General features: G+C 63.5%; 24 protein-coding genes. 13 read left to right on the forward strand and 11 right to left on the reverse strand.

What is annotated here, in order from left to right; all coding sequences use genetic code 11:
- Nucleotides 1-3 precede the first annotated feature (3 nt).
- The 5 genes from LKD37_RS07380 to LKD37_RS07400 all read right to left on the reverse strand — a co-directional run bounded on the left by LKD37_RS07380 (nt 4) and on the right by LKD37_RS07400 (nt 4,664).
- The gene (locus LKD37_RS07380; protein WP_302928612.1) at nt 4-1,482 is read right to left on the reverse strand and encodes a CpsD/CapB family tyrosine-protein kinase; all 1,479 of its coding nucleotides are present in this window, start codon (nt 1,480-1,482) and stop codon (nt 4-6) included.
- A gap of 13 nt (nt 1,483-1,495) precedes the next feature.
- Nucleotides 1,496-2,314: an immunoglobulin-like domain-containing protein gene (locus LKD37_RS07385; RefSeq protein WP_302928613.1), complete on the reverse strand. Its 819-nt coding sequence runs from the start codon at nt 2,312-2,314 to the stop codon at nt 1,496-1,498.
- Complete coding sequence (locus LKD37_RS07390) at nt 2,311-3,081, reverse strand: tyrosine-protein phosphatase (RefSeq protein WP_302928614.1); 771 nt, start codon at nt 3,079-3,081, stop codon at nt 2,311-2,313. Before LKD37_RS07390 ends, LKD37_RS07385 begins: the two co-directional genes overlap by 4 nt.
- 170 nt (nt 3,082-3,251) lie before the next feature.
- On the reverse strand, nt 3,252-3,836 hold the full coding sequence (locus tag LKD37_RS07395; RefSeq protein ID WP_302928615.1) for a hypothetical protein: 585 nt from the start codon (nt 3,834-3,836) through the stop codon (nt 3,252-3,254).
- Nucleotides 3,837-3,974: 138 nt separating this feature from the next.
- Nucleotides 3,975-4,664 carry a FadR/GntR family transcriptional regulator gene (locus LKD37_RS07400; protein WP_302928616.1) on the reverse strand — a complete coding sequence of 230 codons (690 nt, stop codon included), beginning with the start codon at nt 4,662-4,664 and terminating at the stop codon, nt 3,975-3,977.
- A gap of 270 nt (nt 4,665-4,934) precedes the next feature.
- Between LKD37_RS07400 and LKD37_RS07405 the strand changes: the two genes are divergently transcribed.
- The 8 genes from LKD37_RS07405 (at nt 4,935) to LKD37_RS07440 (ending at nt 13,716) form a co-directional block, all read left to right on the forward strand.
- Nucleotides 4,935-7,613: an FAD-dependent oxidoreductase gene (locus LKD37_RS07405; RefSeq protein WP_302928639.1), complete on the forward strand. Its 2,679-nt coding sequence runs from the start codon at nt 4,935-4,937 to the stop codon at nt 7,611-7,613.
- Complete coding sequence (locus LKD37_RS07410) at nt 7,613-7,957, forward strand: hydrogenase maturation nickel metallochaperone HypA (protein WP_302928617.1); 345 nt, start codon at nt 7,613-7,615, stop codon at nt 7,955-7,957. Before LKD37_RS07405 ends, LKD37_RS07410 begins: the two co-directional genes overlap by 1 nt.
- Nucleotides 7,958-8,126: 169 nt before the next feature.
- On the forward strand, nt 8,127-9,563 hold the full coding sequence (locus tag LKD37_RS07415; protein ID WP_302928618.1) for an NAD(P)/FAD-dependent oxidoreductase: 1,437 nt from the start codon (nt 8,127-8,129) through the stop codon (nt 9,561-9,563).
- Nucleotides 9,563-10,822 carry an NAD(P)/FAD-dependent oxidoreductase gene (locus LKD37_RS07420; protein ID WP_302928640.1) on the forward strand — a complete coding sequence of 420 codons (1,260 nt, stop codon included), beginning with the start codon at nt 9,563-9,565 and terminating at the stop codon, nt 10,820-10,822. Before LKD37_RS07415 ends, LKD37_RS07420 begins: the two co-directional genes overlap by 1 nt.
- Entirely contained in the window at nt 10,819-11,175 is a 357-nt protein-coding gene (locus LKD37_RS07425; RefSeq protein WP_302928619.1) for a DUF1667 domain-containing protein, read from the forward strand. The genes LKD37_RS07420 and LKD37_RS07425 overlap by 4 nt, the downstream gene beginning before the upstream one ends.
- A gap of 125 nt (nt 11,176-11,300) precedes the next feature.
- The gene (locus tag LKD37_RS07430) at nt 11,301-12,491 is read left to right on the forward strand and encodes an aminotransferase class I/II-fold pyridoxal phosphate-dependent enzyme (protein ID WP_302928620.1); all 1,191 of its coding nucleotides are present in this window, start codon (nt 11,301-11,303) and stop codon (nt 12,489-12,491) included.
- Nucleotides 12,484-13,275, forward strand: a complete 792-nt coding sequence (locus LKD37_RS07435) for an SDR family oxidoreductase (RefSeq protein ID WP_302928621.1) — start codon at nt 12,484-12,486, stop codon at nt 13,273-13,275. The genes LKD37_RS07430 and LKD37_RS07435 overlap by 8 nt, the downstream gene beginning before the upstream one ends.
- Nucleotides 13,276-13,530: 255 nt before the next feature.
- Nucleotides 13,531-13,716 (forward strand): hypothetical protein, encoded by a 186-nt coding sequence (locus tag LKD37_RS07440; RefSeq protein ID WP_302928642.1) that lies wholly within the window; start codon nt 13,531-13,533, stop codon nt 13,714-13,716.
- A 58-nt stretch (nt 13,717-13,774) separates the two neighbouring features.
- Here the strand turns inward: LKD37_RS07440 and LKD37_RS07445 are convergent, their stop codons facing one another.
- Nucleotides 13,775-14,053, reverse strand: coding sequence for a DUF4368 domain-containing protein (locus tag LKD37_RS07445; protein ID WP_349048758.1), 279 nt, complete (start codon nt 14,051-14,053; stop codon nt 13,775-13,777).
- Nucleotides 14,054-14,384: 331 nt separating this feature from the next.
- Between LKD37_RS07445 and vanR the strand changes: the two genes are divergently transcribed.
- The 5 genes from vanR (at nt 14,385) to vanT (ending at nt 20,168) form a co-directional block, all read left to right on the forward strand.
- Nucleotides 14,385-15,080 (forward strand): VanR-ABDEGLN family response regulator transcription factor, encoded by a 696-nt coding sequence (gene vanR / locus LKD37_RS07450; RefSeq protein WP_021858466.1) that lies wholly within the window; start codon nt 14,385-14,387, stop codon nt 15,078-15,080.
- Nucleotides 15,073-16,179 carry a sensor histidine kinase gene (locus LKD37_RS07455; protein WP_302928622.1) on the forward strand — a complete coding sequence of 369 codons (1,107 nt, stop codon included), beginning with the start codon at nt 15,073-15,075 and terminating at the stop codon, nt 16,177-16,179. Before vanR ends, LKD37_RS07455 begins: the two co-directional genes overlap by 8 nt.
- 131 nt (nt 16,180-16,310) lie before the next feature.
- Nucleotides 16,311-17,351: a D-alanine--D-serine ligase VanG gene (gene vanG / locus LKD37_RS07460; RefSeq protein ID WP_302928623.1), complete on the forward strand. Its 1,041-nt coding sequence runs from the start codon at nt 16,311-16,313 to the stop codon at nt 17,349-17,351.
- Nucleotides 17,348-18,100 (forward strand): M15 family metallopeptidase, encoded by a 753-nt coding sequence (locus tag LKD37_RS07465; protein ID WP_021858469.1) that lies wholly within the window; start codon nt 17,348-17,350, stop codon nt 18,098-18,100. Before vanG ends, LKD37_RS07465 begins: the two co-directional genes overlap by 4 nt.
- On the forward strand, nt 18,087-20,168 hold the full coding sequence (vanT, locus tag LKD37_RS07470; RefSeq protein ID WP_302928624.1) for a serine racemase VanT catalytic subunit: 2,082 nt from the start codon (nt 18,087-18,089) through the stop codon (nt 20,166-20,168). Before LKD37_RS07465 ends, vanT begins: the two co-directional genes overlap by 14 nt.
- 211 nt (nt 20,169-20,379) lie before the next feature.
- Here the strand turns inward: vanT and LKD37_RS07475 are convergent, their stop codons facing one another.
- The 5 genes from LKD37_RS07475 to LKD37_RS07495 form a co-directional block, all read right to left on the reverse strand.
- Entirely contained in the window at nt 20,380-20,967 is a 588-nt protein-coding gene (locus tag LKD37_RS07475) for an indolepyruvate oxidoreductase subunit beta (RefSeq protein WP_302928625.1), read from the reverse strand.
- A gap of 1 nt (nt 20,968) precedes the next feature.
- Nucleotides 20,969-22,741: an indolepyruvate ferredoxin oxidoreductase subunit alpha gene (gene iorA, locus LKD37_RS07480; protein ID WP_302928626.1), complete on the reverse strand. Its 1,773-nt coding sequence runs from the start codon at nt 22,739-22,741 to the stop codon at nt 20,969-20,971.
- A 41-nt stretch (nt 22,742-22,782) separates the two neighbouring features.
- Nucleotides 22,783-23,838 (reverse strand): butyrate kinase, encoded by a 1,056-nt coding sequence (buk, locus tag LKD37_RS07485; protein WP_302928627.1) that lies wholly within the window; start codon nt 23,836-23,838, stop codon nt 22,783-22,785.
- 181 nt (nt 23,839-24,019) lie between these two features.
- Nucleotides 24,020-24,823 (reverse strand): ABC-2 transporter permease, encoded by an 804-nt coding sequence (locus LKD37_RS07490; protein ID WP_302928628.1) that lies wholly within the window; start codon nt 24,821-24,823, stop codon nt 24,020-24,022.
- Entirely contained in the window at nt 24,813-25,514 is a 702-nt protein-coding gene (locus tag LKD37_RS07495; protein WP_302928629.1) for an ABC transporter ATP-binding protein, read from the reverse strand. Before LKD37_RS07495 ends, LKD37_RS07490 begins: the two co-directional genes overlap by 11 nt.

Genomic DNA, 25,514 nt, shown 5'->3' on the forward strand with positions numbered 1-25,514 from the left:
GCCTCACTGCGTCTTACGGGCGGAGTGCTGCCCGTAGCCGTATTTGTCGTATTTCTTGCCATAGCCGTATCCATAGCCGGAGGACCAGGCGGCCAGATGGGCCATATCGTTGAGGATGCAGCCCAGAAACTCCGCCTTACCGGCCCGCAGGGCGTCAATGGCGTCGTTGATCTCCGGCGCGGGGACGGTGTCCTGCCGTACCACCAGCACCGACGCATCGGACAGGTCCGACAGCAGCTCGCTGTCGGAGAAGAAGCCCAGGGGAGGGGAGTCGATGATGACGTAGTCATACCGCTCCCGGGCCAGAGCCACCACCTTGGCCAGCTGGTCCGAGGCCAGCAGCTCGATGACGTCGGTATAGGACTTGGTGCTCAGCAGAGAGTGCAGCCCCGTGGCGGGGTCCGTGACGGCGGCGGAGAGGATCTTCTCCGGGGCGGCGGACTCTGTCAGCAGGGTGCCCAGCTCGTTTTTCTGCTTCACGGACAGGCCCAGCATCTCGCTTTGCACCGGGCGGCGCAGGTCCAGGTCGATGAACAGCACGTTCACCCCCCGGGAGGCCAGGGAAATGGCGGTGTTGGCGGCCAGGGTGGACTTGCCCTCCGCCGCGGACACGCTGGAAAACAGGAATACCCGGCGGCCCTTGGCATGCTCATGCTGGAACTTTTCGGCGATGCGGTGGATGGATTCGGTAAAGGCGAAGCTGATGGCCGGGGAGGAGATGTTCAGGTTCCGGCGCAGGCGCTTGCCGCCCCGGCGGGCCCGGCGCTCCCGGCGGCGGTCGTCGAACCAGCCCAGGAGCTTCCGGGTTCGGCGGCCCTCGTGGGGCACGGTGGAGATGATCTTGGCGTCCAGGTCGCTGCGGGCGCCCTCCTGGGTCTGCACCGTGCCGCTGCTGACGCTGGCCCAGGCAACGCCCAGGGCGGTAAGCGCCGCACCGGCGATGGCGGCCATCAGGCAGATCTTGGGCACGTTATAGCTGCGGGAGGGGGCCACGGACAGGCTGGGAGAGTTAAGCTGGGACAGCACCGCCGTGGAGGACACATGGGCCGACAGGGACCCGTAGTTATCGGACACGGCCTTGAGCAGCACCAGGGCCTGACGGGGGGTGTCGGCGGTGACGGTGACCCGGATGAGGTTGGTTTCCCCCAGCTGCTGGGCGGTGACGGCGCCGTTCAGGGGCATGCCCAGATTCTGCTCCATGGTCTGGCGCAGGACCCGGCTCTGCAGCAGCTGGGAATAGGAGGCGGCCACATCGGCGGCGGCGGTGATATTCGTATAGTACAGGTTGCTGGTGCGGGTGGTGACGGAGAAGGTGGTGGAGCTGGTATACTGCTGGGTCACGAAGCACGTCAGCACGATCCATGCCGCCATGGCGCAGGTGAGGGCCGCCAGCAGCAGCATCCACAGCTGCCGCGCCAGCGCCCGCAGGATGCAGAGGGGCTCGATATGGGACCATTGCAGGCCCTGATTGTTTTCATCCATGACGATCCCTCCTTTATTCCACCACCACCGCCAGATAGACGGTATAGCTCTGGCCCTGGGCGGTGACGCTGTAACCCACATGATACGTTCCGGGGACGGACGTGTCCACCGGGGACTCGATGCTGACCTGTCCGGCGGACAGGGCCGTTCCGTCGGGGGCGGTGACGCTTTGGATATACCCGGCGGCATCAAAGGCCGATCCCCGGGGCAGGTACACCAGATAGTCCGACAGGGTGATCAGCTGCGGCCCGCCGGCGGTGATGACCACCTTCAGCGGCAGCACCACCGAGTTGCCTAGGCGGCTGTCCACCTGAGCGGTGACGCTGTATACCCCGGGCTGGGTGCTGATGATGTTCTGGGAGGTGATGCGGATGCTGCTGCTGATGTCGCCGTCCAGCACGTCGGTGGCGGTGAGCCGGTCCAGCAGGGTCACGGTCTGATTCATGGAGTATACCAGGGGCCGGGACAGGGCGAAGCGGGGGGCCTCGTAATCCGTGTAGCGGACGGTGCGGGTGACGGAGGCCATATTGTTGGCGGAGTCAAACACGATGTAGGTGACCTGGGCGCTGCTGTCGGTCAGGGAGGGGGACACGCCCTTGATGAGGATCTGGTCCGTCAGGTCCCCGTCCCGGTCGTCGGAGGCCATGACCCCCTGCAGCAGGGCCTCCTCCCCGGCGGTGACGCTGACGTCAATGGAATCGGTGGAACAGGTGATCACCGGGGGCGTCACGTCCACAGTGAGGCGGCGATAGATCCGCAGGCCGCAGAAGGCCAGCAGGGTCAGGATAAACAGCGCGAGGATCACGCGCTGCATTTTGCGGATGGCTCTCATAGCTCGTCCTCCCTTGGGGAAAAAATAGGCTCGTCCGTCCCCACCAGGGGGCGGTCCTCTAAAATACGGCGGGGGTTCTCCTCCAGCAGCAGCCGGGGGCAGGCGGGGGAAAAATCCTCGGCCAGGGTGCGGCGCAGCAGCTCCATATGGGTGGTGCGGACGGTGGGACTGTGGGCGTCGCTGGCGGCGGCGTGGGCCAGCCCCCGCTCCAGCAGCCACAGGGCCGTGTCCTGGGCCCGGCGGCCCAGACGCCCCAGAATGCTGCCCTTGTTCAGCTGGATGACCACGCCGCCCTCAAACCAGCGGCGGATGATATACGGGTCCCGCTGCACGGCATCGTACCGCTCCGGATGGGCGGCCACCGGGGTCAGGCCCCGGGTGCGGATCTGGTGGAAGCACTGCTCCATGAACTCCGCCGACTCGTCAAAATAGAACTCCACCAGCAGATACCGGCCCCCGCCCAGGGTCTGAAGCTGGCGGCGGTCCAGCAGCTCGGGCAGCTCCGGGGTGCAGAACACCTCGGCCCCCGGGTGGATGCCCAGAGGGATCCCCTCCTGCTCCAGGGCCTGCCGCAGCCGGGAAAAGCCCGTGCGCAGGGCGGCGGAGCGGTAATTCTTCGGGCCGTCCCCGGGGAGATTGCAGTGGGGCGTGGCGATGATGTCCGTGACGCCGGAGTCCGCCGCCATGCGGGCCATCTCCAGCGAGTCTTCCATAGAGGGGGACCCATCGTCCACCCCCGGCAGAATGTGGCAGTGAATATCCACCATGGCGGCGCTTCCCCCTCTCCCAAAGCACGATACGCGAAATTATAGTCAAGTATAGCACGTTTCCCCCGGCTTTTCAAGTCGAAGAAAGGCGAATCCCGCCGGTGGACGGCCCCGGGCGGAAAAATCCCCTCCGGCGGGGCCGGAGGGGATGCGGACATTTGCCAGGCGGGTCAGAACAGATCGGGATACAGGGCCGACACCTGCCGGTACCAGCTTTGATAATCGGACAGGGTGTCGCCGTCCAGGGAGTATACCTGCCATTGGGCGGCGGAGTCGGCGGTGGTCAGGGCCTGCCCCAGGGGGTACTTGCCCCGCTCCAGCTCCGTGGGATAGTACATCCCCGCATAGTCGGAGCCGTCGTCATAGGCGGTGAGGAACAGCAGATAGGGCTTGCCGGTTTCCATAGGCAGATAGCCCCCCTGGGTCCACAGGGCGTCGTCTGCGGTGTAGCACTCCTCGGTGATCACCAGCTGCGCCGGGGCCTGGCCCTTCAGCACCTGGGTCACCTGGCCGGTGGTTCTGGTGTAGCCGGTGGAGACATTGCCGTCGCTGTAGCGGGAGAGGACGTTTTCCTGAGTCTCCGGGGTAAACACCACGATCAGGTCGCTGACCTCCTGCAATTGGGACACCGTTGCCGCCTGGGTCACCCGGTCCGCGGACAGCCGGTGGACGGTCTGCTGTCTGGCGCCGCAGGCGGTCAGCATCACCAGGGCCAGCGCCAGCAGACAGGAAAGCAGAGCTTTTGTGCGTCTCATGGAAAAGCCTCCTTTATATAAGATACCATCATTATACCATACCCGGGAGGGAGTACAATTGGCAAATTGCAGAATTTTCCGAACGGAATCTATGGCTTTTCCACAAGAATAAACGGATATTTTGAACAAAATGTGAATTTACAGCGTGGTCACAAACCGCCGCAGGCCGTCGTCCAGCAGCTGGGCGGCCCGGTCCCCCTGTCCGGCGGCGATGAGGTCCGTGAACCGGGCCAGGGTACGCAGGCTCTCCTCCCGGCCCACAGACCGGATATAGCCGGACCAGAACTCCAGGTTCACCTGCATGAAGGCGTTGAACAGCAGGGGCGTGATGGTGTTGCCGCTTAAAAACGTCACCCCCCGGTGATAGCGGAACAGGGCCTGGGCCAGGGCGGCGGTGTCCGGGGCCTCCTCCGCCTGGCGCTGGAGGGCGCGGAGGGTGTCCAGATCGGCGGCGGTGTGGGACGCGGCCAGGTCCCGCAGAGCCGGGGCCTCCAGATAATACCGCAGGCGCAGGATGCTGCGGGCGGTTTTCTCGTCGGGAAGGCCCCCGTGATAATCCATGATGGCCATCAGCGTTTCCAGGCTGCCGGTCTGGGCATAGTCCGCCACGGTGACGCCCCGGCGGGAGGCGATGTCCAGAAAGCCCAGGCGGTGCAGCTCCCGCAGGCCCTCATGGACCACGGTTTTGCTGATGTGCATGGTGTCGGCCAGCTCTCGCTCCGTGGGCAGCCGGTCCCCGGGCTTCAGCTGCCCGGACAGGATCGCCCCCTCCACCTGCTGGATAAACAGCTCCCGGATGGACGGGGCCACAATGGGACGGAAATCCATAGGTCGCCCTCCTTCTGGTCCGACCAGGACCATAAAATAGGATACCATAACTTTATAAGAACAGTCAATAGCTTTTTGCCCCGGAAATTGGTATCATTAAGGTGAGTTCATGCAGAAAAATCGCCCTTGAGGCGGAGATAAAGGAGATTTCACATGGGAAAGAACATCAACGGCGACCGGCCCACCGCGTTCCCCCTGGAGCAGGAGAAGCTGCCCTTTACCATCCCCGTGGTGGAGGAGCCCCGGCCCAAGATCGCCAAGCTGGTGGCCATGATCACCGACCGGGTGCCCGCCAAGCTCAAGGGCGTCAAGGGCAACGACCCGGAATACTGGGGCCTGGCGGACCTGATCAGCGACGAAATGGCGGACGTGGCCCTGAAGATGGGGGTCCGCAAGCCCAAGACCATCGGGCAGCTGATGAAGCTGACCAAGCTGGAGCGGGAGCCCCTGCAGAAGCTGCTGGACGACATGGCCTGGGTGGGCCTGATCGAGTATAACTGGGAGAATCTGGACGGGAAGAACCCCGACCACGAAAAGCGCTATGTTCTGCCCCAGTTCGTCCCCGGCAGCGCGGAGTTTTTCAATATGCGCCGCAGCCAGATGGACGAGCATCCCCAGGTGGCGGCCTTCTTCGAGCGGATGACCTTCCTGCCCCTGGAAAAGATCACCCCCATGGTGCCTCCCGGAGGCGCCGGCATCGGCATGCACGTGATCCCCGTGGAAAAGGCCATCGAAACGGAGAACGAGGCCGTGGGCCTGGAGAAGATCTCCTATTGGCTGCACAAGTACGAGGGCAAGTACGCCAAGAGCATGTGCTCCTGCCGGGCCAGCCGCCAGTATCTGAACGAGGGCTGCGGCGACGACCCGGAGAGCTGGTGCATCGCCGTGGGCGACATGGCCACCTATATCGTGGAAACCGGCCGGGGCGAGTACATCACCTATGACGAGGCCATGGCCATCTTCAAGAAGGCCGAGGACAACGGCTTCGTCCATCAGATCACCAACATCGACGGCGAACAGAAGATTTTCGGCATCTGCAACTGCAACGTCAACGTCTGCAACGCCCTGCGGACCAGCCAGCTGTTCAACACCCCCAACATGTCCCGCAGCGCCTATGTGGCCCGGGTGGAGACGGACCAGTGCGTGGCCTGCGGCCGGTGCGTGGAATACTGTCCCGCCGGTGCGGTGAAGCTGGGCCAGAAGCTGTGCACCAAGGACGGCCCCGTGGAATATCCCCGGCAGGAGCTGCCGGATGCGGTGAAGTGGGGCCCCGACAAGTGGGCCATCGACTACCGGGACAAGAACCGCGTCAACTGCTACGACACCGGCACCGCCCCCTGCAAGACCGCCTGCCCCGCCCACATCGCGGTGCAGGGCTATCTGAAGCTGGCGGCCCAGGGCAAGTACCGGGAGGCCCTGCAGCTGATCAAGCGGGAGAATCCCTTCCCCGCCGTGTGCGGCCGCATCTGCAACCGCCGCTGTGAGGACGCCTGCACCCGGGGCACCGTGGACCAGGCGGTGGCCATTGACGAGGTGAAGCGCTTCATCGCCCAGCAGGACCTGGACGCCGCCACCCGGTTCGTGCCGGAGAAGGTGATCCCCAAGGTAGACGGCGAGTTCGACCAGCAGATCGCCATCATCGGCGGCGGCCCGGCGGGCCTGTCCTGCGCCTATTACCTGGCGGAGAAGGGCTATCGCCCCACCGTGTTTGAAAAGGAGCAGCGTCTGGGCGGCATGCTGGAGAACGGCCTGCCCAGCTTCCGGCTGGAGAAGGACGTGGTCCAGGCGGAGATCGACGTGCTGCGGGAAATGGGCGTCCAGTTCCGCTGCGGCGTGGAGGTGGGCAAGGACGTGACCATTGCCCAGCTGCGGGAGCAGGGCTATCAGGGCTTCTATGTGGCCGTGGGCCTGCAGTCCGGCGGCAGGCTGAACATCCCCGGCGACGACGCCCAGGGCGTCACGGCGGGCATCGACTTCATGCGCCGGGTCAACGGCGGCCAGGAGACGAAGCTGGAAGGCCGGGTGGTGGTCATCGGCGGCGGCAACATCGCCGCCGACGTGGCCCGGACGGCGGTGCGCTGCGGCGCGGAGTCCGTGGACCTGTACTGCCTGGAGAGCTATGACGATATGCCCATGGGCCCGGAGGACCGGGGCGAGTGTGAGCGGGACGGCATCACCATCCACGCCGGATGGGGCCAGACGGAGATCGTCACCGAAAACGGCCATGCCGCCGGGATCCGCTTCCGCAAGTGTCTGCGGGTGAAGAACGACCAGGGCCGCTTCGCCCCGGAGTTTGACGACAACGACACCTGCCAGGCCCAGTGCGCCGCGGTGCTGTACTGCATCGGCCAGAAGGTGGATTGGCGGCAGCTGCTGACCGGCACCGCCGTGACCTTCAACCCCAACGGCACCGCCCAGGTGGACCCCGTGACCTATCAGACGGCGGAGCCCGGCATCTTCGCCGGCGGCGACGCCGTCACCGGCCAGAAGTTCGCCATTGACGCCATTGCCGCCGGTAAGGAGGGCGCCATCTCCCTGCACCGGTTCGTCCAGAAGGCCACCCTGACCATTGGCCGCAACCGCCGCCAGTTCGTGGAGCTGGACAAGGAGAACGCCCTGATCCCCGTGGGCTTTGACAACACCCCCCGCCAGCAGATCGGGTACAACGAGGCCCTGCGCCGGACCTTCCGGGACGAGCGCATCGCCTTCACCGCCCAGCAGGTGCAGAAGGAGACGGCCCGCTGCCTCAGCTGCGGCGCCTCCGTGGTGGACCCCAACAAGTGCATCGGCTGCGGCGTGTGCACCACCAAGTGCGCCTTTGACGCCATCCACCTGCACCGGGAGCGTCCGGAGTGCACCCACATGATCCCCGCCGAGGACAAGATGAAGGCCATCCTGCCCTACATGGTCAAGCGGGAGATCAAGATCCGCAAGGCCGGGAAGAAGTAATGCACGAGCTGGGAATCGTATTTCATGTGATCCGGGCCGTGGAGAACATCGGCCGGGAGCAGGGCCTCACCGACGTGGCGTCGGTGACCCTGGAGCTGGGCCAGGTGTCCGGCGTGGTGCCCCACGAGCTGGAGAGCTGCTGGAAATGGGCGGCGGCCCGGACGGAGCTGATGCCCCGGGCGGCGCTGCGCATCGAAACGGTCCCCGCCGTCACCCACTGCGGCGGCTGCGGCCGGGATTACGACACCGTACCCCAGGGCCGGACCTGCCCCTATTGCGGCAGCGAGGATACCTGGCTGGTGCAGGGGAACGAAGTGAATATCAAGGAGATCGAGGCGCAGTAACGCGCCGTCTGCGCCCCCGCTTGCCGTTGACAAGCGGGGGCGCAGGGCGTATAATGGGGCCATAATCCAATATGGGAATGCATTGAGAGTCTGAGTCATGCACAGGGAACGTCCGGGAGACCGGGCGGGCTTTGGCATGGCTCTTTTTTCACGGAAAGGAGAGATCGCTATGTACGATGCCGTCATCATCGGCGGCGGCGCGGTGGGCTGCGCCGTGGCCCGGGAGCTGAGCCGCTGGAAGCTGAAAATCTGCCTGGCGGAGCAGGGAGAGGACGTATGCGTGGGCACCAGCAAGGCCAATTCCGCCATTGTTCATGCCGGGTTCGACGCCCCCGCCGGCTCTATGAAGGCCCGGTTCAACGTGGAGGGCAGCCGCCGGATGGAGGCGCTGTCCCGGGAGCTGGACTTCCCCTATCGCCGCAACGGGGCCCTGGTGGTGTGCTTTGAGGAGGCGGGCCTGCCCCGGCTGGAGGAGCTTTTGCAGCGGGGCCGGGCCAACGGCGTGGAGGGCCTGGAGATCCTCCGGGGCGGCAGGCTCCATGAGCTGGAGCCCGCCCTGTCGGAGAAGGCCGTGGCCGCTCTGTACGCCCCCACCAGCGCCATCATCTGCCCCTTCGGCATGACCATCGCCCTGGCGGAAAACGCCGCCCATAACGGCGTGACCTTCCGCTTCGACACCCGGGTGGAGACCATCCGCCGGGCAGGGGAGGGCTATGTGCTGGAGACGTCCCAAGGGCCGCTGGAGACCCGGGCCGTTATCAGCGCCGCCGGTGTGTGGGGCGACGTGCTCCATAACCAGGTCTGCGGCGACACCGCCCGCATCGTGCCCCGGCGGGGAGAATACTGCCTGCTGGACAAGAAGGACGGCGGCCTGGTGCAGCGGACCGTTTTCCAGCTGCCCGGCCCCATGGGCAAGGGCGTTCTGGTGACGCCTACGGTCCACGGCAACCTGCTGGTGGGCCCCACGGCCGCGGACCAGCCCCAGCGGGACCGCACCGCCACCACGGCGGAGGGTCTGGCCTTTGCCCAGGATATGGCCCGCAAAAGCGTGCCGGGCCTGCCCCTGCGGGACGTGATCACCAGCTTCGCGGGGCTGCGGGCCCATCTGGCGGAGGGGGAGGACGATTTCCGCATCGGCCAGCCCGTCCCCGGGTATTTCGAGGCTCTGGGCATCGAGTCCCCGGGGCTGTCCTCGGCCCCGGCCATCGGGGCCTATCTGGCGGAGCAGGCGGCGGCGTATCTGGGGGCGGCGGAAAAGCCGGATTTCGACCCCCTGCGCCGGGACATCGTCCACCTGCGGGAGCTGCCCTTTGAGGAGCGGCAGCGTCTGGCGGCGGAAAACCCCGCCTACGGCAATATCGTGTGCCGGTGCGAGGGCATCAGCGAGGGCGAGATCGTGGACGCCATCCACCGCACCCCCGGGGCCCGGTCCCTGGACGGGGTGAAGCGCCGGGTGCGGGCCGGTATGGGCCGGTGCCAGGGGGGCTTCTGCACCCCCCGGGTCATGGAGATCCTGTCCCGGGAGCTGGGGATACCCCAGACCGAGCTGACGAAAAACGGCGGAGCATCCCGGATGCTGGCCGGGCGGACCAAGGAGGAAGCATGATGAAACACGTACAGCTTGCCATCATCGGCGGCGGGCCTGCGGGCCTGGCCGCCGCCGCGGCCGCCCGGAAGGCCGGCGTGGAGGACCTGCTGATCATCGAGCGGGACCGGGAGCTGGGCGGCATTCTGAACCAGTGCATCCACGCGGGCTTCGGCCTGCACACCTTTTCCCGGGAGCTTACCGGGCCGGAGTACGCCCGGCGGTTTGCCGACCAGGTCCGGGAGCTGAACATCCCGTACCTGCTGAACACCATGGTGCTGGACCTGTCGCCGGACCGGGTGCTGACGCTGACGGGCCGGGAGACGGGCCTGGTGCAGCTCAGCGCCGATGCGGTGATTCTGGCCATGGGCTGCCGGGAGCGGCCCCGGGGGGCTCTGAACATCCCCGGCTGCCGCCCGGCGGGCATCTATTCCGCCGGTACCGCCCAGCGGCTGGTGAATATGGAGGGACTGATGCCTGGCCGGGACGTGGTGATCCTGGGCAGCGGCGACATCGGCCTGATCATGGCCCGGCGGATGACGTTGGAGGGGGCAAAGGTCCACGCGGTGGCGGAGGTGATGCCCTATTCCGGCGGCCTGAAGCGGAACATCGTCCAGTGCCTGGAGGATTTCGGCATTCCCCTGTATCTGTCCACCACCGTGGTGGACATTCACGGCCGGGAGCGGCTGGAGGGCGTGACCCTGGCCCAGGTGGACGGGAACCGCCGCCCCATCCCCGGGACGGAGCGGGACATCCCCTGCGACACGCTGCTGCTGTCGGTGGGTCTGCTGCCGGAAAACGAGCTGAGCCAGCAGGCCGGAGTCCGGCTGGACGCCGTTACCGGCGGGCCGGAGGTAGGGGACGATCTGTCCACCTCCGTTCCCGGCGTGTTCGCCTGCGGCAACGTGCTGCACGTCCACGATCTGGTGGACTTCGTGTCCCAGGAGGCGGCCCGGGCCGGGGAAAACGCCGCCCGGTACCTGCTGGAGCACCGGCGGGAGGGCAAGACCGTCCGCCTGACGGGGCAGAACGGCGTGCGGTACACCGTGCCCCAGTATCTGGACCCGGCGGCCATGGAGGAAACCGTCACCGTCCGGTTCCGGGTGGGCAAACCCTATCGGGACGCCGATCTGGCGGTTTATCTGGACGGACGGCTGCTGCGCCGGGTGCATAAGCGCATTCTCAGCCCCGGCGAGATGGAGCAGCTGACCCTGCGGCGGGCGGACCTGCCCCGGGGTTTGAAGCAGATCACCATTCAGGTGGAGGAGGGAGCACAATGAGCATCCGCGAGCTGACGTGTATCGGCTGCCCCATGGGCTGCCAGCTGACCGCCGTTCTGGAGAACGGCCAGGCGACCCGGGTCACCGGCAACACCTGCCCCCGGGGGGACGCCTATGCCCGGAAGGAGTGCACCCACCCGGCCCGCACCGTCACCGGCACCGTCCGGGTGTCCGGCGGCGCGCTGCCGGTGGTGTCCGTCCGCACCGCCGGAGAGGTGCCCAAGGAGAGGGTGCTGGACGTGGCCCGGGCGCTGTGCCGGGTGCATCTCACGGCCCCGGTAGCCGCCGGGGACGTGGTGATCCCCAACGTGCTGGGCACCGGCGTGGACGTGGTGGCCACCCGGTCCGTGTGACCCCGCAAATCACCGGTTGACAGGGAAGCGGGGGGCAGTATATAATAAGTTGAATCATCATTCCCTGTTAATTCGATGCTTTTCTCTATGAAATCTAATATTTCATATCAGCAAGGAGGTCTTACATGGACATTTTCGAGAAATGCTATGCCCCGTCCCTGGCCAAGGAGCTGAAGGAGGCGGGGGTGTATCCCTATTTTCACGCGCTGCAATCCCGGCAGGACGTGGAGGTGCAGATGGAGGGCAAGCGCCGGATCATGCTGGGCTCCAACAACTATCTGGGCCTGACCATCGCCCCGGACGTGGTGGAGGCGGGCATTCACGCCCTGGAGCGCTACGGCACCGGGTGCAGCGGCTCCCGGTTCCTCAACGGCACCCTGGAGATGCACCTGGAGCTGGAGGCGGAGCTGGGAAAGTTCCTGCGCAAGCCCGGCATCGTCACCTTCGGCACGGGGTATCAGTCCAACGTGGGCATCATCAGCGCCCTGGTGGACCGGCATGACTACGTCATCTGCGACCGGGAGAATCACGCCTCCATCTATGCCGGGTGCCAGATGAGCTACGGCAAGATGCTGCGCTATCGCCACAGCGACATGGAGGAACTGGAGAAGTGCCTGCAGCGGGTGCCGGAGAAGAACGGCGCCCTGATCGTCACCGACGGCGTGTTCTCCATGGGCGGCGACATCGCCAGACTGCCGGAGATCTGCGCCCTGGCCAAAAAGTACGGGGCACGGGTCATGGTGGACGACGCCCACGGCCTGGGCGTTCTGGGCCAGGGCGGCCGGGGTACGGCCAGCTACTTCGGCCTGGAGGACCAGGTGGACATCTATATGGGCACGTTTTCCAAGTCCCTGGCGTCCCTGGGCGGATACATGGCGGCCTCGGAGGAGGTGGCGGACTTTGTGCGCCACGCGTCCCGGCCCTTCATCTTCTCGGCGTCCATTCCCCCGGCCAACTGCGCCACGGCCCTGGCGGCCCTGCGGCACCTGGAGCAGCATCCCGAGCTGCCGGAGCGGCTGCGGGAGCTGAGCCTCTATGCCCGCAAGGGCATGACGGACCGGGGACTGAAGATCCGGGAGTCCGCCCTGACGGCCCCCACGCCCATCATCCCCATCTATACCTATGAGACCTATCACACCCTGGAGGTGGCCCGGGAGATCTATGACCGGGGCGTGTATGTGAATCCCACCCTGCCCCCGGCTACGCCGGAGGGGGAGGCCCTGCTGCGGACCAGCTATATGGCCACCCATACCGAGGCCCTGCTGGACGAGGCCATGGACATCATGGCGGACGTGCTGGTGAAGGATCATGAGTGAGATCGCCGTCATCACCGGAGGGACCTCCGGCATCGGCAGGGCCACGGCCCTGTATCTGCGGGAAGCGGGCTATACCGTGTATGAGCTGAGCCGCCGGGAACAGGGGGTGGAGGGCCTGCACCACATCCGCTGCGACATCACCGACGAGGACCAGGTCCGCGCCGCCGTGGCGGAGATCATGGACCGGGCCGGGCGCATTGACGTGCTGGTGAATAACGCGGGCTTCGGTATCTCCGGGGCGGTGGAGTTCACCGACACGGCGGAGGCCCAGCGCCTGCTGAACGTGAACTTCTTCGGCATGGTGCGGATGAACAAGGCCGTGATCCCCCATATGCGCCAGGCGGGCCGGGGCCGCATCGTGAACCTCAGCTCCGTGGCGGCGCCCTGCCCCATTCCCTTCCAGGCGTATTACTCCGCCGGAAAGGCGGCGGTGAACGCCTATACCATGGCCCTGGCCAACGAGCTGCGGCCCTTCGGCATCACGGTGTGCGCCGTGCAGCCCGGGGACATCCACACGGGCTTCACCGCCGCCCGGGTGAAAACCATGGAGGGCGACAATGTGTACGGCGGCCGCATCGGCCGGTCCGTCCAGCGGATGGAGCACGACGAGCAGAACGGCATGGACCCCGCCAAGGCCGGGGCGTTCATCGCCCGGGTGGCCATGAAGCGGCGGCCCAAGCCCATCTATACCATACGGATGGACTATCAGTTCTTCGTGTTCCTGACCCGGATCCTGCCGGGACGGACGCTGAACTGGCTCATCGGGCTGCTGTATGCAAAATAAGACCTACTGCCGGGGGTCATTGTGAAAATCGTCCATTCCGGGCCGCCGGACGGGAGCCGATTTTTGCACACAACCACCATTTGCAGGTTTTCCCAAAATCTGATATACTGATTCCACAGCGTGTGGCGTTTCTGCGTAAATCCGGTTGCAGAAGCGCCGCGCTTTTTTTGCGGCAAAAATGCCCGGAGCCGGGTATTTTGCAGGAAGGAAAGTGATATTTTATGGAACGCTCCAACGAATTTCTGGGAACGGAGCATGTGGGGCGGCTGCTGCGCCTTTGTCAGCATGGCCCTGGACCCGGTGTTCGGCCAGGAGCAGTATGCCCAGATCCCCATGGCGGTGGTGGACATCGTCATGAAATTCTTCCAGATCGTCATCTCCGCCGTGATCATCGTGAAAACCTATCGGAACCTGGACGCCCCAGCGCTCCGGGCACGATAAAAAGCAGGCAGGGCCTTCCGCTACTCCTGATAGGGGTACCTTGAAGCGTGTCCTCGGATTAGGCAGGCAGTGCAATTGTACTGTCTGCCTTTTCTGTTGTCTCTCCGCATAGAAGCATATCGTCTGTCTCGTTGAGGTTGAAGTCCCGAAAACAGATGTGGATCTTCTGCGGTGCGTGCTTGGAGTATTTGACCTCTTTCTCATACACGATGATTTTCGCCACAAAGGTGCGGAGCAGTTCCGGGGTCAGTTCCGTCATGTCGGTGAACTTTCTGGCCTTGGCGATGAAGTTCTTGGCATCCCCTTGCCCCTCTGCTTGTATTGTGGTGGAAAAGATGGTATCCTGATAAAAAGCATGGACAGATTAAAAATCAAGTAGGACAAATTATTGCAGAGGAGGGGGCCAGCGGAAATGGAGGGGAGCATCATACGCAGACCGATCCTGCCAGCGAAGGATGACAGAGCACTGCGGCGCAGCTTCACGACTTCGACCCTACGAAATCAGGAGTCTGGAAGATCGTAGTTTCGATACAGTCTGGTGAGAATTTTGCGCAGACAGGAGACCGCAACAGTCCCCTTTAGGACATGTTTAGGAAAAATCAAGAGTCATACTCGCTTTTTTATACGTTCCGTGCTATAATGCAGAAAAACACGAAAGGCCGGCAACTATGGCTACACATATTTTAGTCGTCGATGACGAGACTGCGATCGCAGATCTGGTGGAGGTCTATCTGAAAAACGAAGGCTTCACCATCCACAAATTCTATAATGCCTCCGACGCCCTGGCTTGTGTGCGGACGACACGCTTGAATCTGGCGGTGCTGGATGTGATGCTGCCAGACATGGACGGCTTTACCCTCTGCCAGCGCATCCGGGAGGACCACCTGTTCCCCATCATCATGCTCACCGCAAAGGTGGAGGATATGGACAAGATCATGGGGCTGACCTTGGGAGCGGACGACTACATCACCAAGCCCTTCAATCCTCTGGAACTGGTGGCCCGGGTCAAGACTCAGCTGCGCCGCTACACCCGGTACAACCCCAGGGAGGGGACAGTCCAGGAGGTCACCGAATACGACTTTCGGGGCCTTCAGATCTCCAAGGCCACTCACAAGTGCGTCCTGTTCGGCGAGGAACTGGCCCTGACGCCCTTGGAATTCTCCATTCTCTGGTATCTATGTGAGCACCGGGGGAATGTGGTGTCTAGCGAGGAACTGTTTGAACATGTTTGGGGCGAGGCGTTTATGGACAGCAACAACACCGTCATGAGTCACATCGCCCGGCTACGGGAAAAGATGCATGAGCCCAGCCGAAAGCCCAAATTCATCAAGACCGTTTGGGGGGTGGGGTACACCATTGAGTAAGAAAGGAAATACCCGCAGCCGCCGGAGATCTTTGCGCATCTGGGGCGGCTACCTGCTGGTCCTCATGGCTTGGGTGGTCGCAGTGATGGCCTTGGCATTCCTGGGCTTCATCATCTGCGCCAGCATCACCTGGCAGCCCTCGCCGCTCTACGACTTCCTGAATTGGGTTCGAGACTACATCGTTCTGGTCTGCATCGTCACAGTGCTGGCGGGCTGGGTGGTCATCAGCTTCTATTTTATCTCCAAGCCCATCAAGCAGCTGGACGTGGTGGCCAATGCGGCAGAGCAATTATCCCGCCCCAGTGAGGAGCCCATCCAGCTGCCGGATTCCCTGGAGGACATCTCCATCCAGCTGAATCTGGCCCGGGAGCAGGCTCTCCGGGACGCCCGGGCAGCCCGGGAGGCAGAACAGCGGAAAAACGACCTAATCGTCTATCTGGCCCACGACCTGAAAACGCCCCTGACCAGCGTCATCGGCTACCTGACCCTCCTGCGGGATGAGCCTCAGATCTCTTCGGAGATCCGGGCCAGGTACACCGGCATCGCCCTGGAGAAGGCGGAGCGGCTGGAGGACCTCATCAACGAGTTCTTCGACATCACCCGCTTCAACCTCTCTCGCCTGGAGCTGGAGCGACAGAGCGTGGACCTGACGCGGATGCTGGAGCAGGTCGCCAGCGAATTCCGCCCCATTTTCGCAGAATCGGGGCTGTCATGCAGCCTGGATCTGCCGCCCAAGCTGCACTATTCCTGTGACCCGGATAAGCTGGCAAGGGTCTTTGATAATCTCCTGCGCAACGCGTCTTATTATAGCCTGCCGGACAGCACGGTGGAAATTGCCGGACGGATAGAGGCCGGGAAAATCGTACTCACCTTCTCCAATGCGGGAAAGAACATCCCCCAGGAGAAATTGGACCGGATCTTTGAACAGTTCTTCCGTCTGGACAGCTCCCGCGCCACCCGGACAGGTGGTGCGGGCCTTGGCTTAGCCATCGCCAAGGAGATCGTGGAGCTCCACGGCGGGACCATTCGGGCGGACAGCACCGAGGATCGGATCACCTTCACCATCTGTCTTCCGTCAGACCATTCAGAAGCGCCGTAAGAAAATCACAAGAATTTCGCAGAAAACTTGCAAGGCATCCGTTGGTAGATAGACAAGTATGAAACGCCTGGTTCTGGTACCATTTCAGTATCAGAACCAGGCGCTTTATTTTGATTAGGAGGTCTTATCCCATGAAAACCATTCTCGTTCTCTTCGGCGGATGCTCCACGGAGTACGAAGTTTCTCTCCATTCCGCCTATGCGGTGCTGTCCCACATGGACCCCGCCCGCTATACTCCTTTGGCTGTGGGCATCACACGGGAGGGGCAGTGGCTCTGCTATACCGGCGACCTCTCCCGGCTGGAGGACGGTACTTGGCAGCAGGCGGCAGACTGTATCCCCTGCACCCCACTGGTGGAACGGGAGGCCCGCGCTTTACTACTGCTGGACGGCTCCGGCCGCCGTCTCCTCTTTGACGCGGTATTCCCAGTCCTCCACGGCAAGAACGGCGAGGACGGTACGGTACAGGGACTCTTTGAACTGGCCGGGGTCCCGGTCATCGGCTGCGGGACATTGTCCAGCGCCTTGTGCATGGACAAGGACCGGGCCCACCAGCTGGCGGCCCTGGCCGGCATCCGGGTCCCCCGGAGCCACGTCTTTCATTCCAGCGATGATTTCAGCCGGACCGCCCAGGCAGCGGAGGAACTGGGATACCCGGTGTTTGTCAAGCCGGTCCGGGCCGGTTCCTCCTTCGGTATCACCAAAGTCTCCGGGCCGGAAGAGCTGCCCGCCGCCATGGAGGAGGCCTTCCGCCACGACAGCGCCGTGATCCTGGAGGAGACGATCCCCGGCTTTGAGGTGGGCTGCGCGGTCATGGGCAACGAGGAACTGACCGTGGGTCTGGTGGACGAGATTGCGCTGTCGGAGGGCTTTTTCAACTATGAGGAGAAGTACACCTTAAAGACCTCCGCCATCCACTGTCCCGCCCGCATCCCGCCGGAGAAGGCGGCAGAGATCCAGACAGCGGCAAAAACCATTTACCGTGCCCTGGACTGCCGGGTATTCGCCCGGGTGGATCTGTTCCTCACCCCGGATGGGGAGATCGTCTTCAATGAGGTCAACACCATCCCCGGCTTCACCGCCCACAGCCGCTACCCCAGCATGATGCAGGGCATCGGCATTTCCTTTGGGGAGCTGGTGACCCGCCTGATCGAGTTGGGGGTGGCGGGATGAGAACCGTGTCGATTCCCCGGGAGCAGATTTTTCAGGGGCCGCTGGTCCTGGTCAACCGGGCGCATCCCCTGCATGAAAAAGAGCGATCTGCGCTGACCTCGGTGGACCCGCACCACCCCGACATTCTTCTTGAAAGCCGGGCACGGCAGCTACTGTCTGCCTGTATCCAAAAGGCGGGGGGACAGCGGGAGATCGTGCCGGTGTCCGGCTGGCGGAGCCAGCAGGAACAGCAGCGGATCTGGGACGACTCCATGGCGGAGCATGGGGAGACATTTACCCGCCAGTATGTGGCCCTTCCAGGATGCAGTGAGCATCAGACCGGCCTCGCCATCGACCTGGGAAAGGCTGCCGGATACATCGACTTCATCCGGCCTGCCTTTCCCTATGACGGCGTCTGCGGAAGATTTAGGCGTCTGGCGGCCCGGTACGGCTTTATCGAACGCTACCAGCGGGGCAAGGAGGAAGTCACCGGGATCTCGGCTGAGCCGTGGCACTTCCGCTATGTGGGGGCGCCCCACGCCCAGCTGATGGAAACCAACGGGCTGTGTCTGGAGGAGTACCGGGACTTTTTGCGGCAGGGTCCCCGGAGCGTTGCTCTGGAAAACGGCCGTATGGCCCAGGTGTTCTATGTGCCCGCCGCCGGAGCCGTCACAGAGGTGGAAGTGCCGGAGGGCTGCTGCCAGATATCCGGCGACAATGTGGAGGGATTTATCCTGACATGGTGGGGGGATACCCATGAGAACGGCTAAGAAAACCGTCCCGACTTTGGACCTCTTTCGTCTGGCGGCAGTCCTGCTGGTGGTGATGAACCACACCTCGCCCCTGGCGGATGTGTCTGCCATGGCTGATTTCTGGCTTACCCGGGTACTGGCCCGGGTGGCAGTCCCATTCTTTCTGATGACCACTGGGTACTTTCTGAGCCGGAATCACTGGGCTGGTGTGGGGCGGCAGCTGAAAAAGCTCTGCCTGCTCTACGGCGTCTGCATCCTTTTGTATCTGCCAGTGAATCTCTATGCCGGCAGCTTCACCGGTCCGGCGGATGTTTTGCGGAAACTGCTGGTGGACGGCACCTTCTACCACCTGTGGTATTTCCCGGCGACCATTCTGGGCATCGTCATCGCCCGGTGGCTCAGCCGGCTGGGCCTGCGGGTGGCTCTGCCTGTGGCGGCGCTACTCTATCTCATCGGTCTGGGCGGGGACAGTTACTATGGACTGGTTTCCCGGATCCCGCTGCTTCGGACCCTTTACGACGGCATTTTTACACTGTGCGGCTATACCCGCAATGGCCTGTTCTTCGCGCCACTGTTCCTTCTGCTTGGGGCCGCCGGAAGGCGGTGGAACCAAAAGCTGTCTCTGGCGGGCTTCTTCCTCTCTCTGGCAGCCATGAGCGCCGAGGGGCTGTGGCTCCATCGCATGGATGTCCAGCGCCACAACAGCATGTACCTCGCCCTCCCCCTGTGCATAGTATGCCTTTTTTCTCTGCTGCTGGGCGGAAACAAGGGCGAGTCCAGGAAAGTCCGGGAATTTTCCACAGCCATGTATGTGCTCCATCCCCTCTGCATCGTACTGGTCCGGGGAGCGGCAAAGCTACTGGGACTGGGAGAAATGCTCATTGAAAACAGTGTTCTCCATTTTATTGTGGTGCTGGCGCTCAGTGCGCTGCTCTCCGCCCCTTGCCTGCTGAGGCTTCAAAAGAAGCCCAGCCCCACCGCTCGGGCCTGGCGGGAGGTGGATCTGGCGGCCCTTGGGCACAACGCCCAGGTGCTGCGGAACACATTGGCCCCGGGGACAGAGCTGATGGCGGTGGTAAAGGCGGAGGCCTACGGTCACGGCGGGGCAGTGACCGCCCGCACCTTACAGCGAGCGGGCGTCCGGGCCTTTGCCGTGGCCTGCCTGGCCGAGGGGATTGCTCTGCGAAAGGCGGGCATCCGGGGGACGATCTTGATCTTAGGTTATACCTCCCCGGAGGAAGCTCCGCTCTTGACACGATGGCATCTGACCCAGACGGTGACGGATATTGACCACGGGCGGGCCTTGGCAGCCAGAGGGCGGCGTGTCCATGTCCATCTGGCCCTGGACACGGGGATGCACCGGCTGGGCATCCTGGCGGAAAACCGGAAGGAGATCCTGGAGGCATTCCGGCTTCCAAACCTGGTAGTGGACGGTGTCTTTTCTCATCTATACGTCTCGGACAGCCTGGAAGCCGAAGATGTTGCCTACACCCAGGAGCAGCTGACCTTGTTCTATGATACGGTGGCCTGGCTCCGAACTGCCGGATATGATCCCGGCAAAGTTCATATCCAGTCCAGCTATGGACTTTGGAACCTCCCAGCTCAGCCCTGTGACTATGTCCGGGCTGGAATCGCACTCTATGGAGTTCGAAGCGATGATGCGCCTGTTCAGCGAAGCCTTGACCTGCGGCCGGTTCTGTCTCTCCGGGCCAGAGTGGCCAGTATCCGCACTGTGCAAGCCGGAGAGAGCGCCGGGTACGGGCGGGTCTTTCAGGCAGAGCAAGAAACCAAACTGGCGGTGGTCACCATCGGCTACGCGGACGGTCTGCCCCGGGATCTGCCTCAGCGGGGCGGCCAGGTGCTGATTCAGGGCCGGCGTTGTCCTATGGTGGGGTGGATGTGCATGGACCAGTTGCTGGTGGACGTCAGCGATCTTTCGGAGGTCGCTCCTGGCGATACAGTGACTATTATCGGCCGGGATGGCGGTCAGGTGATTCGGGCAGAGGAACTGGCTGCATGCTGTGGGACGATTACCAACGAACTGCTCTCCCGGTTAGGCATGCGGTTACCCATTGTTTCTGGTTAAAGAGCGGTAGGGAATTTTACAAAGATTCCGGTTCGGATTTCAACATGAATATACCTTTAAACAGGAATAGCCACCAACCACGATAAAATGGTTGATGGCTATTCCCGTTTGGTCGACACCAAGAGATTCTCTCAATCGGTTTAATCTGGTGTTTTCAAGATGTCCTTATGAGGAGTCGCCCTTGGCCCTGCCTGCTTTTTTTATCACTTATTTACCGGCACTTCTGTGCGGCCTCTCGTCCGGCCCGGAAGGCCCGGATGTTCAGCTCCTTCACCTTTTCGGGGACGGTGTCGGCCACCACCTGCTCCCAGTCGATCTGGGGACAGCCCAGGCTGTCGCACATGGCGCCGAAAAGCACCACGTTCATGCACTTGGCGTTGCCCAGGTCCAGGGCAATCTCGCTGGCGGGCACGGCGATGGTACGGAACACCTTTTCCATGGCCTCGATGCAGCCCTGGGGATAGGTCTCGGCCCCGGAGGCGATGGTGGTGGACTTGATGGCATAGTCGTTGATCACGGCCACGCCGTCGGGCTTGAGAAACTCGGCATAGCGGACGGCCTCCATTTTTTCCAGGGCCACCATGATGTCCGCCTCGCCCTTGCCGAACACGGGGCCGTATACCTTGTCTCCCCAGCGGACCTGGGTGGACACGGAGCCGCCACGCTGGGCCATGCCGTGTACCTCGCTCTGCTTGACGTCGTATCCGGCCTGCATGAAGCCGTTGGACATGATCCGGGAGATCAGGATGGCGCCCTGACCGCCCACGCCCACCAACAGGGCGCTTTTCACGTTGGACATATCAGTTTTCCTCCTTTTCGATGGCGTCGAAGGGGCAGACCTGGGCGCAGACGGTGCAGCCCACGCACTGGGTGCGGTCGATGACGGCCTTGCCGTTTTCCATGGAGATGGCGGGGCAGCCCACCCGCAGACAGCTGCGGCAGCTGCGGCACTTGTCGGCGTTTACATGGCACATGCCCTTGCGGAACTTATCCCGCTTGATCAGCAGGCACGGACGGCGGGTGACGATGGCGGGCTGCTGTCCGGCGTCCAGGGCGGACACCGCCTGGTCCACGGCGGCCTTCATGGCCTTCAGGTCCTGGGGGTCCACCGTCAGCACCGGGGCAAAGCCCAGGGCGGTGAGAATCTTCTCCACGCTGAGCAGGGCGGTGGGGTCCCCCTGCAGGGTATAGCCCGTGCCGGGGTTATCCTGGTGGCCGGTCATGCCGGTGATGCGGTTGTCCAGCACGCAGGGGATCATCCGTCCCTTGTTATAGACGATCTCCGCCGCGCCGGTCATGCCGCTGTGGAAGAAGGTGGAGTCGCCCACCACGCCGAACACCACCTTGCCGGTGACGCCCTCTTTTTCAAAGCTCTTGGCGATGCCCATACCGGCGGAGAAGCCCGCGCCCATGCACACCACGGAGTCCATGCAGTTCAGGGGCTCGGCGCAGCCCAGGGTATAGCAGCCGATGTCGCCGGTGACCACATAGTTCTTGTTCCGGGACAGGGTATAGAAGAAGCCGCGGTGGGGACAGCCGGGACACAGGGCCGGGGGCCGCTTGGCCGGGGTCACGTCCACGGTGCGGAAGTCCGCCTTCCGGCCCAGGACCCGCTCCCGCAGAAGCTGGGTGTTCAGCTCGTACAGGGGGCCGGTAAGCTCCTTGCCCACGCAGGGGATGCCGGCGGCCTTGATCTGGTCCTCCATAAACGGCTCCAGCTCCTCGATGACGTAGAGCTTCTCCACCCTGGAGGCAAAGTCCCGGATCAGGTCCATGGGCAGGGGGAAGGTCAGGCCCAGCTTCAGGAAGGAGGTCCCCTCCGGGAACACCTCCCTGGCGTATTCATAGGCGATGGAGGAGGTGACCACGCCCACCTTGCCGTCGCCCATTTCCAGCTTATTCAGGCCGTTTTCCAGGGCACGGGTGCAGCCGTATTCCTCCAGCTTCTTCAGCCGCTCCTCCACCAGGGGATGGTTGGCATAGGCGTGGGCCGGGGTGCACACGAACTTGCGGACGTTGCGGGCATAGGGGGCGTGGGTGTGCTCCCGGCGCTCACCGAACTCCACCAGGCCCTTGGAGTGACAGACCCGGGTGGTGGTGCGGTACAGCACCGGCGTGTCGAACAGCTCGGACACCTCGCAGGCCAGGGCCACGAAGTCCTTGCACTCCTGGGCGTCGCTGGGCTCCACCATGGCGATCTTGGCGGCCCGGGCATAGTGGCGGTTGTCCTGCTCGTTCTGGGAGGAATGGCAGCTGGGATCGTCGGCGGTGACCACGATGAACGCCCCGCCCACGCCCATGTAACCGGCGGTGAACAGGGGGTCGGCGGCCACGTTCAGGCCCACCATCTTCATGGTGCAGAAGGACCGGGAACCGGCGATGGACGCGCCGTAGGCCACCTCGGTGGCCACCTTCTCGTTGGGGGCCCACTCGCAGTATACGTCGTCCTTATACTGGGGCAGATTTTCCAGAATTTCCGTGCTGGGGGTGCCGGGGTAGGCGGAACAGATTTTGATCCCGGCCTCATAGACGCCCCGTGCGGTGGCCTCGTTGCCGGACATCAGATGCTTCATGGTGATCTCCTTCCTTTCTATACGCTGTTTTTGCACTTGTATCAATATTCCCGGGGCTGGGCCTGGCCGTGGAGCACCCGCAGGGCGCCCTCTGCCAGGGAGCGCATCTCCTCCTCGCCGGGGAAGCGCAGCACCGGGGCAAGACCCCCCACATAGGCGGTGATATCGTCGCAGAAGGACTGCTCATAGGCCATGCCGCCGGTATAGGCGATGGCGTCCACATGGAAATGCAGTACCGCCGCCATGGCGCCCACGTCCTTGGCCAGCTGGTATACCAGGGCCTGATAGACCTCCGTGAATTTAGGGTCCCCCTCCTTCACCCTGGCGCAGATGACCCGGAAGTCCGTGGTGCCCAGATAGGAGAACATTCCGGCCTGGCGGCCCAGGATTTTCTTCACCTCGTCCTGGCTCCTGCCGGAGAAGCAGAAGTTGATGAGCTGGTTCACCGGCAGGCCTCCGGCCCGGTCCATGCCCATGGAGCCCTCGTCCTTGACGTTGAACAGATCCACGATGCGGCCGTTGTGGTGGGCCGCCACGGACACGCCGCCGCCCAGGTGGCAGACGATCAGGTCCGCCTCCTCATAGGGCTTGCCCAGGGCCGCCGCAGCCTTCCGACCGATGGACTTCTGGTTCAGGGCGTGGAACTGGCTCAGGCGGCGGAAGGGGGCAAAGCCCGTGTAGTGGGCCACCTCCGTCAGCTCATCCACGCACACCGGGTCCACGAAAAAGGCGGGAACGCCCACCATGTCGCCGATGCGCCGGGCCAGATACGCCCCCAGGTTGGAGGGATGCTCGCCATAGGGGGCGGTCTCCACGTCGTGCATGACCCGGTCGTTGACGGCGTAGGTGCCGGAGGGGATGGGCCGGTACAGGCCGCCCCGGCCGCACACCGCGTCGAAGTCCGACAGGCGGAATCCGCTCTGCGCCACGGCGTCCAGAATGGCCTGCTGGCGGTAATCCGCCTGGTCAATGACCCGGTCGAAGCGGTCCAGCTCCTGGGGGGAGTGGTCCACGGTGGTCTTATAAACCTGCGTCTCCTCGTCGAAAACGGCCACCTTGGTGCTGGTGGCGCCGGGGTTGATGACTAATACCTTCATGGGCAGGCTCCTCTCTATATGAATATTTCACCGAATAACTTAATGAACAGTTCCATTATGGCAGTGTCGGGCCGGTTTGTCAACGGTGATTTCCGGCGGGGACCAAACCTTGTGGGACCCCACAAAAAAACCGCCTCCGGCCCTGTCGTTTTGACAGAACCGGAGGCAGTGCCGCCAGGAATTATTGCAGATTCAGCCGCTTTTTCAGCATCAGCAGGGTCAGCACGTAGTACGCCGCCCCCAGCAGGGCGGACACCCCCGCCGCCGCCCACGCCAGGGAGCTGAACACCTGCACCACCGGCAGATTGCTCCAGAAGTCGGGGCTGGTGTCGATCTGAATGCCCACCGAGGCGAAAATGGTCCCGATGGTCTGGGTGACGATGCCGAAGGCGATGTAAAACACCACCGACAGCAGGACCTTGTGGTTGGAGAAGCTGTGGCCCAGGGAGATGGCGGCGTAGAACTTCAGGAACGACACCAGGCAGGACACCAGGCACAGCACCACCAGGGCCGCGGCGCAGCCGGTGAGGTTGCCGGACAGATGCTGCCGCAGGCTCCGCAGCCCCTGGACGATCAGGGAGAACACGTTCTCCCGGCCCACCACGGAAATTTCCGCCATCCACGCCAGCGCCGCCAGCACTGTGGACAGGACGCTCCACACCAGGGCCACCAGCAGCTTGGACCAGATCAGCTGGCTGCGGCTCACCGGCAGGGTGAACATCAGATATCCCTCGTCGGTCATCAGGTTCTTATAGAACCGGTACACCATCAGCACCAGGGTCAGCAGCAGCATACCGAAGGTGGTCACGCCGAACAGGGTGGCAAACACCGTCTGGACGACGGACAGCACCGTGCTCTCGGGATACCGGCCCAGCAGGCGGCCGAACAGGGTGCAGCCCCCGCAGGACACCAGCAGCAGGGCATACACCGGCAGCATGATCCGCCCGGTGGCCCGGAATTCGTGACGAAGCAGCTTACTCAGCATAGCGGAACACCTCCCGGAACAGCTCGTCCACGCTGCAGCCCTTCTCCTGGCGGATCTGATCCACCGACTGCTGCAGCAGAATGCGGCCCTTGTTGATGAAAATCACGTCGTCCAGCACGTTCTCCACGTCGGCGATCAGGTGGGTGGAGATCACCAGGGAGGCATTCTCATTATAATTGCTGAGAATGGTGTGGATGATATAGTCTCGGGTGGCGGGGTCCACGCCGCCGATGGGCTCATCCAGCAGATACAGCCGGGCCCGGCGGCTCATGACCAGGATCAGCTGCACCTTTTCCCGGGTGCCCTTGCTCATCTGCCGGATCCGCAGTTTAGGGCTGATCTCCAGGGCCGTCAGCATATGCTCGGCGGCGTCCCGGTCGAAATCCGGATAGAAATCGCAGAAAAAGTCCAGCAGCTGCACCACGTTCATCCACCCGGACAGATACGTCCGCTCCGGCAGATAGGACACCAGCTCCTTGGTCTCCGGCCCCGGGGCATGGCCGTCGATGGTGACAACGCCGCTGCTGGGGACCAGCAGGCCGTTGGCCAGCTTGATCAGGGTGGACTTGCCGCTGCCGTTGGGGCCCAGAAGCCCCACGATGCGCCCGGGCTCCACCGTCAGACTGACGTGGTCCAGGGCCAGGGAGCTGTCGAAATATTTGGTCAGCTCCCTGCATTCCAGAATCGCCAT

The organism is Brotocaccenecus cirricatena (genome assembly GCF_020687045.1).
GTDB lineage: Bacteria > Bacillota > Clostridia > Oscillospirales > Oscillospiraceae > Vescimonas > Vescimonas cirricatena.

Coding starts and splice junctions, on each gene's coding strand:
- LKD37_RS07380 (WP_302928612.1), bottom strand. CDS start 1,482: ATGGATGAAAACAATCAGGGCCTGCAATGGTCCCATATCGAGCCCCTC.
- LKD37_RS07385 (WP_302928613.1), bottom strand. CDS start 2,314: ATGAGAGCCATCCGCAAAATGCAGCGCGTGATCCTCGCGCTGTTTATC.
- LKD37_RS07390 (WP_302928614.1), bottom strand. CDS start 3,081: ATGGTGGATATTCACTGCCACATTCTGCCGGGGGTGGACGATGGGTCC.
- LKD37_RS07395 (WP_302928615.1), bottom strand. CDS start 3,836: ATGAGACGCACAAAAGCTCTGCTTTCCTGTCTGCTGGCGCTGGCCCTG.
- LKD37_RS07400 (WP_302928616.1), bottom strand. CDS start 4,664: ATGGATTTCCGTCCCATTGTGGCCCCGTCCATCCGGGAGCTGTTTATC.
- LKD37_RS07405 (WP_302928639.1), top strand. CDS start 4,935: ATGATCACCGACCGGGTGCCCGCCAAGCTCAAGGGCGTCAAGGGCAAC.
- LKD37_RS07410 (WP_302928617.1), top strand. CDS start 7,613: ATGCACGAGCTGGGAATCGTATTTCATGTGATCCGGGCCGTGGAGAAC.
- LKD37_RS07415 (WP_302928618.1), top strand. CDS start 8,127: ATGTACGATGCCGTCATCATCGGCGGCGGCGCGGTGGGCTGCGCCGTG.
- LKD37_RS07420 (WP_302928640.1), top strand. CDS start 9,563: ATGAAACACGTACAGCTTGCCATCATCGGCGGCGGGCCTGCGGGCCTG.
- LKD37_RS07425 (WP_302928619.1), top strand. CDS start 10,819: ATGAGCATCCGCGAGCTGACGTGTATCGGCTGCCCCATGGGCTGCCAG.
- LKD37_RS07430 (WP_302928620.1), top strand. CDS start 11,301: ATGGACATTTTCGAGAAATGCTATGCCCCGTCCCTGGCCAAGGAGCTG.
- LKD37_RS07435 (WP_302928621.1), top strand. CDS start 12,484: ATGAGTGAGATCGCCGTCATCACCGGAGGGACCTCCGGCATCGGCAGG.
- LKD37_RS07440 (WP_302928642.1), top strand. CDS start 13,531: ATGTGGGGCGGCTGCTGCGCCTTTGTCAGCATGGCCCTGGACCCGGTG.
- vanR (WP_021858466.1), top strand. CDS start 14,385: ATGGCTACACATATTTTAGTCGTCGATGACGAGACTGCGATCGCAGAT.
- vanG (WP_302928623.1), top strand. CDS start 16,311: ATGAAAACCATTCTCGTTCTCTTCGGCGGATGCTCCACGGAGTACGAA.
- LKD37_RS07465 (WP_021858469.1), top strand. CDS start 17,348: ATGAGAACCGTGTCGATTCCCCGGGAGCAGATTTTTCAGGGGCCGCTG.
- vanT (WP_302928624.1), top strand. CDS start 18,087: ATGAGAACGGCTAAGAAAACCGTCCCGACTTTGGACCTCTTTCGTCTG.
- LKD37_RS07475 (WP_302928625.1), bottom strand. CDS start 20,967: ATGTCCAACGTGAAAAGCGCCCTGTTGGTGGGCGTGGGCGGTCAGGGC.
- iorA (WP_302928626.1), bottom strand. CDS start 22,741: ATGAAGCATCTGATGTCCGGCAACGAGGCCACCGCACGGGGCGTCTAT.
- buk (WP_302928627.1), bottom strand. CDS start 23,838: ATGAAGGTATTAGTCATCAACCCCGGCGCCACCAGCACCAAGGTGGCC.
- LKD37_RS07490 (WP_302928628.1), bottom strand. CDS start 24,823: ATGCTGAGTAAGCTGCTTCGTCACGAATTCCGGGCCACCGGGCGGATC.
- LKD37_RS07495 (WP_302928629.1), bottom strand. CDS start 25,514: ATGGCGATTCTGGAATGCAGGGAGCTGACCAAATATTTCGACAGCTCC.